The 10,593-nt window shown below is 70.3% G+C and carries 12 protein-coding genes, 1 tRNA gene and 1 pseudogene; 9 read left to right on the forward strand and 5 right to left on the reverse strand.

Annotation, left to right across the window (positions count from 1 at the left end):
* Nucleotides 1-27 precede the first annotated feature (27 nt).
* From LRG07_RS01100 to hutH, 6 genes and pseudogenes are all read left to right on the forward strand, one after another.
* Complete coding sequence (locus LRG07_RS01100) at nt 28-1,029, forward strand: GTP-binding protein (protein ID WP_238641588.1); 1,002 nt, start codon at nt 28-30, stop codon at nt 1,027-1,029.
* A gap of 90 nt (nt 1,030-1,119) precedes the next feature.
* Nucleotides 1,120-1,863 (forward strand): 7-cyano-7-deazaguanine synthase QueC, encoded by a 744-nt coding sequence (gene queC, locus LRG07_RS01105; protein WP_201171621.1) that lies wholly within the window; start codon nt 1,120-1,122, stop codon nt 1,861-1,863.
* A 31-nt stretch (nt 1,864-1,894) separates the two neighbouring features.
* Nucleotides 1,895-3,181, forward strand: a pseudogene (locus LRG07_RS01110) (D-amino acid dehydrogenase); the annotation flags it as partial.
* A gap of 105 nt (nt 3,182-3,286) precedes the next feature.
* Nucleotides 3,287-3,664, forward strand: a complete 378-nt coding sequence (gene pyp, locus LRG07_RS01115) for a photoactive yellow protein (protein ID WP_201242104.1) — start codon at nt 3,287-3,289, stop codon at nt 3,662-3,664.
* 58 nt (nt 3,665-3,722) lie between these two features.
* Nucleotides 3,723-4,907 (forward strand): 4-coumarate--CoA ligase, encoded by a 1,185-nt coding sequence (pcl, locus tag LRG07_RS01120; RefSeq protein ID WP_201171627.1) that lies wholly within the window; start codon nt 3,723-3,725, stop codon nt 4,905-4,907.
* Nucleotides 4,908-4,912: 5 nt separating this feature from the next.
* On the forward strand, nt 4,913-6,505 hold the full coding sequence (gene hutH / locus LRG07_RS01125; RefSeq protein ID WP_238636675.1) for a histidine ammonia-lyase: 1,593 nt from the start codon (nt 4,913-4,915) through the stop codon (nt 6,503-6,505).
* 4 nt (nt 6,506-6,509) lie between these two features.
* On the opposite strand, the gene LRG07_RS01130 is transcribed toward hutH, so the two are convergent.
* Genes LRG07_RS01130 through LRG07_RS01150 form a run of 5 tightly spaced genes read right to left on the reverse strand, consistent with a single transcriptional unit; the run spans nt 6,510 to nt 9,237 of the window.
* Nucleotides 6,510-7,094, reverse strand: a complete 585-nt coding sequence (locus tag LRG07_RS01130) for a GspH/FimT family protein (protein WP_238641590.1) — start codon at nt 7,092-7,094, stop codon at nt 6,510-6,512.
* On the reverse strand, nt 7,016-7,432 hold the full coding sequence (locus tag LRG07_RS01135) for a type IV pilin protein (protein WP_201172523.1): 417 nt from the start codon (nt 7,430-7,432) through the stop codon (nt 7,016-7,018). The genes LRG07_RS01130 and LRG07_RS01135 overlap by 79 nt, the downstream gene beginning before the upstream one ends.
* Nucleotides 7,433-7,442: 10 nt before the next feature.
* Nucleotides 7,443-7,874: a hypothetical protein gene (locus tag LRG07_RS01140; protein ID WP_238634496.1), complete on the reverse strand. Its 432-nt coding sequence runs from the start codon at nt 7,872-7,874 to the stop codon at nt 7,443-7,445.
* The gene (locus LRG07_RS01145; RefSeq protein ID WP_201171635.1) at nt 7,871-8,815 is read right to left on the reverse strand and encodes a prepilin-type N-terminal cleavage/methylation domain-containing protein; all 945 of its coding nucleotides are present in this window, start codon (nt 8,813-8,815) and stop codon (nt 7,871-7,873) included. The genes LRG07_RS01140 and LRG07_RS01145 overlap by 4 nt, the downstream gene beginning before the upstream one ends.
* Nucleotides 8,812-9,237 carry a hypothetical protein gene (locus LRG07_RS01150; RefSeq protein ID WP_201242109.1) on the reverse strand — a complete coding sequence of 142 codons (426 nt, stop codon included), beginning with the start codon at nt 9,235-9,237 and terminating at the stop codon, nt 8,812-8,814. Before LRG07_RS01150 ends, LRG07_RS01145 begins: the two co-directional genes overlap by 4 nt.
* A gap of 182 nt (nt 9,238-9,419) precedes the next feature.
* Here LRG07_RS01150 and LRG07_RS01155 point away from each other — a divergent pair.
* The 3 genes from LRG07_RS01155 (at nt 9,420) to LRG07_RS01165 (ending at nt 10,485) form a co-directional block, all read left to right on the forward strand.
* A tRNA-Thr gene (locus LRG07_RS01155) sits at nt 9,420-9,495 on the forward strand.
* A 9-nt stretch (nt 9,496-9,504) separates the two neighbouring features.
* On the forward strand, nt 9,505-10,014 hold the full coding sequence (locus tag LRG07_RS01160) for a serine aminopeptidase domain-containing protein (RefSeq protein WP_238641591.1): 510 nt from the start codon (nt 9,505-9,507) through the stop codon (nt 10,012-10,014).
* A 111-nt stretch (nt 10,015-10,125) separates the two neighbouring features.
* On the forward strand, nt 10,126-10,485 hold the full coding sequence (locus LRG07_RS01165; protein WP_201171641.1) for a PA2779 family protein: 360 nt from the start codon (nt 10,126-10,128) through the stop codon (nt 10,483-10,485).
* Nucleotides 10,486-10,593 lie beyond the last annotated feature (108 nt).

A 10,593-nucleotide genomic window follows, 5' to 3' on the forward strand; every position in this document is an offset into this window, starting at 1 on the left:
CGGGTCGCTGCGCGTATGCTTCGCATCATGCAGAGTCCCGCCCCCGCCAATCTGATCACTGGCTTCCTGGGCGTCGGCAAGACCACGGCCATCCGGCACCTGCTCGCCGAGGCCCGCCCTGCCAGCGAGCGCTGGGCCGTGCTCGTCAACGAATTCGGCGATGTCGGTGTCGACGCCACACGATTCGAGGACGACGCGGCCATCGAAGAACTGCCCGGCGGCTGCCTGTGCTGCACACTCGGGGCGCCCTTCCGGATCGCCCTGGCCCGCCTGCTGCGCCGCAGCCGTCCGTCCCGGCTGCTGATCGAGCCGACCGGACTCGGCCATCCGGCGCGCATCCTCGACCTGCTCCGTGAATTCGAGCAGCAGGGCGCGATCTCGCTGCGCGCCACGCTGACCCTGATCGACCCGCGCCAACTCGATGATCCGCGGGTCGCCGGGCACGACGCATTCCTGGATCAGGCGCAGCTGGCCGATGTGCTGGTTGCCCACAAGACCGACCTGTGCAGCGCCGGCGAGCGCGCAACCTTCCAGGCCTGGGCCCGATCGCTGTATCCACCCAAGCAGCGCATCGAGGAGGCCGCCCACGGCTGCATCGATCCGGCTTGGCTGGACGAGTCAGCTGGCCGTGCCGGCCCCGCAGGCAGCGCGGCAGCGCCTCACCACGCCGGGCACCACGACCACCACGCCGACCGTGCCGCCACCCCCGAACCGGGCCGCCCGGTGCGCGCCGAGCAGGCTGGCGGCGCCGCTGCGGCCTGCGGGTGGATCTTCCACCCCGACGACGCCTTCGACCGCCAGGCCCTGCTCCGGGCCCTTGAGACCCTTCGCGGCTCCCAGCGCGTCAAGGGCGTCGTGCGCACCGGCCGCGACTGGCTGCGCGTGGATGTCGACGCCGATGGGGTCCGGATGGAAGCCACCGCCTGGCGCGGCGAAAGCCGGCTGGAGATCATTGGCCCGGCCGACGGGATCAGCTGGGCCGCCACCGAGCAGGCCCTGCTGGCAGCCCGCCGGGACGCCGGCGAGTGACCGCCGGGGCACCGCCGCATCGCTCTGGCGGACGCTGCACGCAACCCCTATCCTGTTACGGGAACGCGACAACCAACCAGGAAGCAGGCGATGGCCGAGTCCCGGCAGCGGACACCCGCCAGCACCGATGAAGAACACGCCCTGGTCCTCTTCTCCGGGGGGCAGGACTCCACGGCCTGTCTTGCCTGGGCCCTGGAGCGTTTCAGCCGCGTCGAGACCATCGGCTTCGCCTACGGGCAGCGGCACGACGTGGAACTCTCGGCCCGCCGCGAGGTTCTTGACGGCCTGCGGGCCCTGCGCCCCGATTGGGCGGCGCGTCTGGGCGAGGACCGCGTTCTTGACGCCGGCGTGCTCGGCGAGATCAGCGACACGGCGCTGACCCGCGAGGCCGAAATCACCTACGACGCGCGCGGCCTGCCCAACACCTTCGTCCCCGGCCGCAACCTGCTCTTCTTCACCCTGGCGGCGGCCCTGGGCCACCGGCGGGGCATCCGCCACCTGGTAGCCGGCGTCTGCGAAACCGACTTCTCCGGCTACCCCGACTGCCGCGACGACACCGTCAAGTCCCTGCAGGTCACCCTGAACCTGGGCATGGCCGAACGACTGGTGCTGCATACCCCCCTGATGTGGCTGGACAAGGCCCAGACTTGGGCGCTGACCGAACGACTCGGCGGAACCGCCCTGGTGGACCTGATCGTGGAGGCAAGCCACACCTGCTACTACGGCGCGCGCGAGCAGCGCCACGAGTGGGGCTACGGCTGCGGCGAATGCCCGGCCTGCCGTTTGCGCGCCGAGGGCTGGCACCGTTACCGAGACAGCAGCGCGGCGCCGTGATCCCACCGCCCGCGCCGGAGAATCGTGCCCGAACCACAACCGAGGGAGAACACCGATGCGCATCGCTGTAGTCGGGGCTGGCGTGGTCGGAACCTCCGTGGCCTGGGAACTGACCGCCCGTGGCCACCAGATCGTGCTCATCGAGCGCTGCAGCGACGTGGCGCAGGAGACGAGCTACGCCAACGGCGCCCAGCTCCACGCCGGCCACGCCGCTCCATGGAACCCTCCGGGCGTACTCCGGGATGCCATTGCCTGGCTCGGCAAACCCGACTCCCCGCTGCGCATCAATCCCTTGCGCGTACTGCGCAATCCGAGCTGGTCGCTGCGCTTCCTGGCCAACGCCACCGCCCGGCGCTACCGCCGTCACGCCGACGCCAATGCGGTCCTGGCCCTCTACGGCCTACAGCAGGCACGGGCGTGGCGTGACGAGCTCGACCTCTCGTTCGCCGCTCGCGACAGCGGCATCCTGAAGCTCTTCGATGACCCGGACGCTCTGGAGCAGGGGTGCACCGAAGCGGCTGCCGTGGAAGCGCTGGGCATCCGGCACCAGGTATTGGGAGTGGACGAGACGCTCGCCCGCGAACCCGCGCTGAGTGATACCGCAGACCAGCTGGCTGGCGCCATCGAGTTCCCCGACGACGGCTGCGGCGACCCGCTGCAGTTCACCGCGGCCCTGGCACAGCGACTCACCGCCGAAGGCGCCGAACTGTGGCTCGACACTACGGCACGCAGGCTGCTCGGCGGCCCAGCGGGTGTGGAGGGCGTCGAGACCAGCCGCGGGATCATCGACGCGGACGCCGTAGTTGTCGCGGCGGGCAGTTACAGCCCGGCCCTGACCCGCAGCTTCGGTCTGCGCCTGCCCATCGAACCCGTCAAGGGGTATTCGGTGAGCATCCCGCTGCACGGGATAGAGGGCGCACCCGGGATGCCCATCATCGACGACGCCCGCAAGGTGGTCGTTACCCGACTGGGTGAGCAGCTGCGTATCGCCGGCAAGGCGGAGATCACCGGCTTCGATCTCAGGCTCGACGAGCGGCGCTGGCGAGCCGTCCGCGAGCAGGGTCTGAGCCGCTTCCCGCGCCTGGCCGAACAGCTGGCGGACGCCCCGAGCCAACCCTGGGCCGGCCTGCGCCCGATGACCTGCGACGGCCCCCCGATCCTGGGTCCGACCCCGATCTCCGGCCTGCACCTGGCCACGGGCGTCGGCCACCTGGGCTGGACGTTCGCCGCCGGCAGCGCGCGCCTGGTCGCCGACCAGCTGGAGGAGCGCACCTGCGACCTCGATCCCGCCCCGTACTGGCTCCAACGCTACGGATGAACAAAGGGACGGGTCTTGTTATACAAAGGCTGTACATCTAGGCTGGAGTCCCGAGAGTGAGCAAGGCTCACCACGAAGCCCCCGGTCCATGAAAGGAGTATCACGATGGAACACGTAGCCTTCGGTAGCGAGGACATCGAGAACACCCTCGCCAAGATGGACGACGGCCAGCTCGACGGCCTGGCCTTCGGCGCCATCCAGCTCGACGGCGACGGCAACATCCTTCAGTACAACGCCGCGGAGGGCGACATCACCGGCCGCGACCCGAAGCAGGTCATCGGCAAGAACTTCTTCAAGGACGTGGCCCCGTGCACTGACAGCCCGGAGTTCTACGGCAAGTTCAAGGAAGGGGTGGCCTCGGGCAACCTGAACACGATGTTCGAGTACACCTTCGATTACCAAATGACGCCCACGAAGGTGAAGGTGCACATGAAGAAGGCCCTCTCCGGCGACAGCTACTGGGTCTTCGTCAAGCGCGTCTAGACCAGACCCCGCTGCCCGTGCCCGTCCCGGGCGCGGGCAGCCGCGAAAGGACCGACCGATGCAAGGGCTGAATGCCGATGAAGTGCTGCGGTTGCTGCGCAGCCTGATCCCCGGCGAGCTGGCCACCGGCCGCGGTCAACGGGGCGACCCGCCCGAAGCGCAGGACCTGTGCGCCGATAGCCGCCTGGATGCCGAACCAATCCGGGCGGACTCCCTGGATCGACTCAATCTAGCCAGCGCGCTCAACCGCTTCTTCCGCCTGCATGAGACCGGTGTGGAGGACCGTCTGCTGGCCGTGCGCCGGATCGGCGACATGGCCGAACTCATCGCCGACGCCAGTCAGCACACCAGCGGCCTGACCTTCTCGACCTCGGGCAGCACGGGCACCCCGCAGCCGCACCACCACAGCTGGGCGGCGCTGACCCAGGAGGCCGAGGCACTGGCCAACGCCCTGGGCAGTCACCCGCGGGTGATCGCCTGGCTGCCCGTCCACCACCTCTACGGTTTCGTCTTCGGCGTCGCCCTGCCCCGCGCGCTGGGCAGCACCGTGATCGAGAGCCACGCCGCGCCCACCGCCCTGTTCCGCGAGCCGGCACCTGACGACCTGATTGCCACCGTCCCGGCACGCTGGCGTTACCTGTTCGATAGCAATCACCGCTTCCCCGGCGGCACGGGCATCAGCTCGACCGCCGCGCTGGAGACCGCCTGCCGCAACGGGCTGTTGCAGGCCGGCCTGGACGCGCTGCTGGAGGTCTACGGCGCCACCGAGGCCGGCGGGATCGGCCTGCGCTGGGCACCCTCGGAGGACTACCGCCTGCTGCCCCACTGGCAGCGCGACGCGGACGGCAACCTCCAGCGCACTCAACCCGATGGTGCAGCGGTGACCGTGGCCCCGCTCGATCGCCTCCAGTGGCGGGACGAGCGGGTCTTCCGACCCACCGGACGCATCGATGACATCATTCAGATCGGCGGTGTGAACGTCTCTCCGGGGCACGTCGCGCGGCGCCTCGAAAGCCACGAGGCCGTTGCCGCCTGCGCGGTCCGCAGCCACGGCGAAGGCAGTCGTCGGCGCCTGAAGGCGTTCATCGTTCCCGCGCGTTCCGACGCCGATCCTGAAACGCTGCGCCAGACGCTCGAGAACTGGATCTGGGAGCACCTACCGGCGGTCGAGCGACCCACGGATCTGCGTATCGGCACCGAGCTTCCGCGCAACGCCATGGGCAAACTGCAGGACTGGGACTGAACAGCATGGCTGCAGTGGATCTGGCCGGTGGCCTGAGCGCCGCCGATATCGAGGGTATCGGACACGGCAGCAGCTCAGCCACGGTCTTAGCGGCCGGCTGGGAACGCTTGCGTGCCGCTGAGGGCTACCTCCAGCGCCTCGTGGACGAACGCCGGCTGGTCTACGGTGTCACCACCGGCTACGGACCGCTGGCCACCAGCCGGATCGACCCCTCCGCCTCGCGCACCCTGCAGCGCAACCTGGTCTACCACCTGTGCAGCGGCGTCGGCGATCCGCTCTCCCGTTGCCACACCCGCGCCACGCTGGCCGCGCGCATTGCCAGTGTCACCCGCGGACACTCCGGGGTCACGCCGGCGGTTGTGGAGCGCCTGCTGGGGTGGCTGGAGCAGGACGTGATCCCGGAAGTGCCGGCCATCGGGACCGTCGGCGCCAGCGGCGACCTGACCCCGCTGGCCCACGTGGCGCGGGCCCTGATGGGGGAGGGCCGGGTGAGCGTCCACGGCGGCGCCTGGGAGCCTGCTGACGCCGCCCAGCGCCGCCTGGGCTGGGAACCGTGGACCCTGGACGGCAAGGACGCCATCGCCCTGGTCAACGGCACCTCGACCACCGCCGGCATCAGTGCCGTCACCGGCGCGGGCGCCGAGCGGGCGGCCGGGATCTGTGCGGTACTGGGCATGCTCTACGCCGAGTTGCTTGGCGGCCATGCCGAGGCCTTCCAGCCGGCCATCGGCGCCGCCCGCCCTCACCCTGGCCAGATGCGGGCCCACGCCTGGCTCACCGCCCTGGCCGAGGACAGCCGGCGCCTGCAGCCGTGGCCCGGCGTGCCACCCCGGCTGGATGAAGAGCAAGGCGCCGTCCTGCCCGACCAGCCGCTGCCCCAGGACCCCTACTCGATCCGCTGCCTGCCTCAGGCGCTGGGCGCGGTGCTGGACAGCATCACCTTCCACAACCAGACCGTGGCCAGCGAGCTGGATGCGGCCAGCGACAACCCGCTGCTCTTCCCCGAGGAGGGGCGCGTGCTGCATGGCGGCAATTTCTTTGGCCAGCACCTGGCCTTTGCCGCCGACGCCCTGAACAACGCCCTGGTCCAACTGGCCGTGCACAGTGAACGGCGCATCAACCGCATCACCGACCCGGTGCGCAGCGGCTTCCCGGCCTTCATGCAGCCCCGCCAGACCGGTCTGCACAGCGGTTTCATGGGCGCCCAGGTGACGGCGTCGGCCCTGGTCGCGGAGATGCGCACCGGCGCCCACCCGGCCTCGATCCAGTCAGTGCCGACCAACGCCGACAACCAGGACATCGTCCCCATGAGCACCCGCGCCGCCCGCCAGGCGGCCACCAACCTGGACCACCTGCAGCGGATCCTGGCCATCGAGGCGCTGGTCTTGGCCCAGGGCCTGGAACTGACCGACGGGACCGGTTTCAGCCACAGCGCGCGTCAGACCCTGGCGTGGGTCCGCGAACTGGCGCCGCCATTGGAGGCGGACCGCCCGCTGGCCGAGGAGATCGCCGCAGTCGCCGACGCCCTGGCCACGCCCCACCGGGCCCAACGCCTGGTCGCCGGGCTGCCGGGCGCCCCCCCGGGCCCGGCCTCCTGAGGCCTCAGTCGCAGGGCTCACCCCGCTTGTCGTCGGCCGGCCTTGGCCGGCCGGTCATGGCCACCTCGATGGCGGCCACTTTCACGCCGTCGCGACAAAGGGTGATGGACCCGGCGATACCGTGCCACCAGTCATTTGGCGCGAACTTGAACCCCTCCGACCCGGTGCCCGCCGCGACCCGATGACCCGGCCCGGCGCCACGCCCCCGGGCGAGGAGCTGCTCCGGTTCCGGCGCCTGGCCGGATGCGGCCTCGCCGCGGAACAGGATCCAGCCGTCATCCCAGCCCTGCGCCTCGCACCCGCTCTGCGGGGTGCCGCCGCACAGGGTGACGATCTCGTCGTGGTCCAGCGCCTCGATGCGGGCCCGCTCCAGCCCGGCGAGGAGCTCCCGCTGCCAGGCCCAGGCACGGACCTCGTCCACTCCAGCGCCCAGCCGTGGCGCTGCCACGGCCGCCAGCCCGGCAACCAGGGCGAGGACCACCAGCAGCTCGGTGAGGGTAAAGGCCGGGCTCAGTCGCCCCAGCAGACCTCGACGCCCTCGGGGCCACTGCCCCGCTCGCCGCGGTGATCGAGGGTGAATTCCGTACACGCCTCATCCGCCTCCTGCGGACTTCCCGGCGCCGGTGTGGCAGTCAGGCGAAAGCCATCGGCGTCGGTCTCGACCCCCAGCTCATAAAGGCCCCGCTCGGACAACTCCGGGACCTCATCCGTACACGCGTCGTAGTCCATCTCCTGGATGAAACAGCGCTCCAGCGCCATCCAGGTATCCATCAAGGTGGCGGTGGCGTCGCTACGGTCCGCCTGCACCTTGTACTGGCCGTAGAAGGGGTAGGCGATCGCCACCAGGATGGCCAAGATGGCCAAGACGATCATCAGCTCGACCAGGCTGAAGCCAGCCACGCGGACGCGCTGATCCGCTCTCCTCATAACACCTTCCTCAATCCCGATTCCCGTAGGGACATTCGCGCTTCCAGCGGATTTCGACGCGGTCAGCTGCTCCCGTTACCGGCGCCGGCGCGAGCACACCACCCGCTTGCAGGCAGACCTCGGCCCCGTCCCCCCCGCTGCCGCGAGCACAAATCCGAAATTGCCCGTCGTCGCGCTCGATACGGTAGCACGGCGCCGCCACCTCTCCGCTGCAGCACCCCGGATCGCCGGCTTCTTCGCGCCCGGCTGCCAGCTCCCGCCTTGCCCTGACCAGTTCATCGGCAGCCGCCAGGCGGGCCGCAGCCCGGGACTCCAAGGCCGCGGCCGCGCGCAGCTGCAGCGCGGTGGGGGCAACCACCGACCAGGACAACAGCGCCAACATGACCAACACGGCACTCAGGCCGAGCACCGCAAAGCCGAGCTGCCGGGAGGCCCCCGTCAAGGCAGCCTCCCGTGGATCGGCACCGTCACCGTCTGGACCTGCTCCGCGCCGGTCGCACCCCGCTGGCCACCGGTGCGGATGCGTGCCGTAAAGCGCACGGCACACACCCGCAGCCAATCCTCCACCTCCTCCGCGCGCTGGAAAGGCCCTGGATGATCCGGGACCTGGGCCGGGTCGTCGGCCCCCGGGCACTCGGCGAAGCCCATCTCCAGCGCCTCGACCCCGCGCAGGATCGGCTGCGGAGCCCCCTCGCCACGGCCGAGGTTCAGGGTCGGCACCCCATCGACGCCTCCGCCATCCGACCACCGCAACCGCCGCACCTGGACGGGCGACGCATCGTCGTCCTCCGCGGACTCCTCCTCCGGCCACCAGGGGACCCACGCCACCCCGCGCTCGGGCAGGTCGTGGTCCTCGCCGAGCCCGTCCAGGGTGAGATCCTTGGCGCCATCCTGCGCCTCGGCCTCGAGCAGGAACAGGCCCTCGGCATTACCGACCAGGACCTTGGCCGGCAGGCTTCCCAACGCCTCCTCGGCCGGCTCATCCAGCTCGATTTGCGCCTCCGGGGCCGCTACCTCGATGGCATCGTAGCCGGTCGCCACGCTCCGCGGCGCCTCCTTACCGCGCACCCAGGTCAGCTCGCCTTCATCGGCGCGCAGACCCGGCGGATCGAGCTGGGCCCCGATCACCTCGCCGGCCGCGCCCTCGCCTCGATACAGCGGGGTCCGGCCACCGCAGGGGACCTCCCCGGCCAGCGCGACTTCGCCATCGAGGACCTGACGCAACACCGCGCCCTTATCCGCCACCCGCCCCAGGTCCTCCACGGTGGCGCTGGCCCGCAGCGCGCTGCCGAGGATCTGCACCGCCGCGAGCAGCGCCACCGCCGCCACGGCCAGCGCCACCAGCAGCTCGACCAAGGTCACGCCATAGGCACGCCCGGTCATGGGCCGACCTCGAGGAGTTGCCCGGAGAGCTCAAGGGACGATGCCTCGTCCCGGTGGGGAGCCTGCCAGCGGAGTTCGACGCGGATGCGATCGGCGCCCGCCTCGACCGACACCTCGGCCTGCGGCAGCTGGCAGGCAACCTCGGCCCGCCAACCGTCGGCATCAACCACGTCGCCGCGGGCCTGGTCCCCGACCGACGGCGGTTGGCACGTGCCCACGTCCCCCGCATCGACCTCGGCCAGATCAGCCGAGCGCTGATCTGGCGCGACCAGCCGGGCGCGGGTGATCAACTCTTCGGCGAGGAGAGTGGCTCGTACGTGATACGCGGCATCACGAGCCCCGTGCACCCCACCCAGAAGGGCCTGGAGCGACACGGCCGCGACACCGGCCAAGAGCCCGAGGGCGACGAGCGCCTCGAGCATTGTGAATCCAGAGTGGCGAGGCATCCCTTCCTCGCGTTTGGGTTCCATCCGCACCTTCCATGCGCACCCACTGAGACTAGCGCAAGATCGCCGGGACGCGACCGCGGCCCGATGACGCACGGGGGGCTTGGTTCCCCACCCGCCCTTCGGCTACAATTCGCGGCGTTGTTCAGGCAGCCTGTGCCGGTGTAGCTCAGTTGGTAGAGCAGCCGATTCGTAATCGGCAGGTCGGAGGTTCAAGTCCTCTCGCCGGCACCAGAAACCCCGATGACTCACCCCCAAAACCGTCTCTATTACGCCCACGGCAAGGGCACCGCCCCCTGGGGCCGCAAGAGTTCCGCCCTGCTGCCCGTCGCCGAGCAGGCCGGCTTCGCCGTCGAGAGCATCGACTTCACGGCCACCGAGGACCCGGACGAGCGGGTAGCCATGCTGCTCGAGCACCGACCCCGTGCCGCCGGTCGACTGGTGTTGGTCGGCTCCAGCATGGGCGGCTATGTCATGGCGAATGCCGCCAACGAGCTCAAGGCGGACGGCCTCTTCCTGCTCGCCCCGGCCATCGGCATACCGGGTTACCCGGCCTACCCGACGCCCACCACGGAGCACCAGGAGATCGTCCACGGCTGGCGAGACGCGCTGATCCCGCCCGAGGCGGTGATGACCTTCGCACAGCGCCAGCGGGCCCGCCTACACCTGCTCGACGCCGAGCACGACCTCAACGACCACCTGCCGACGCTACAACACCTGTTCGAAGATTTCCTCCGACGGGTGCGCGGCTGAGCGCTTCCCGCCAGTCCGCGCAGCATCACGTTGCATGACCCGCATCAGCGTGCGACGCTCCACCACAAGTGGATCATTCGTGAAAAAACCACTCAAAATAGGAGCTTCTCCATGAAGCGCACCGGTATCAAAGGTCTCATCGTCCTAATCGGGCTCGCGCTCTCGCTGGGTGCCATGGCGCCGACCACGGCGCTGGCGGGTGTGGTCGGGACCAGCGACGTGATCAGCGAGCGCCAGGCGGCATCCGACCGCGATCGCGTCCAGGAGGCCCTGCAACGCGAGGATGTCCAGCAAGCCCTGACCGACTACGGCGTTGATCCGGCGCAGGCCAAGGAGCGTGTCGCCGCGCTGAGCGATGAGGAGGCGCGGGAGCTGGCCGAACGCATCGAGCAGCAACCGGCCGGCGCGGGCGTTTCCATCGGCGCAACCACCATCCTCCTGCTGGTCATCATCTGGCTGCTGGTCCGCTGAACCGCTGCACCGCCATGGGGCCCGCAATCCGGCTGCAGCGGCGGATCACCCCGCGGTACGCCCTGATGGTGACAGCGCTTCTCGGTGCCGGGGGGGGGGGGGGGGGCC

Source organism: Halorhodospira sp. 9622 (genome assembly GCF_022228025.1).
GTDB classification, from domain to species: domain Bacteria; phylum Pseudomonadota; class Gammaproteobacteria; order Nitrococcales; family Halorhodospiraceae; genus Halorhodospira; species Halorhodospira halophila_A.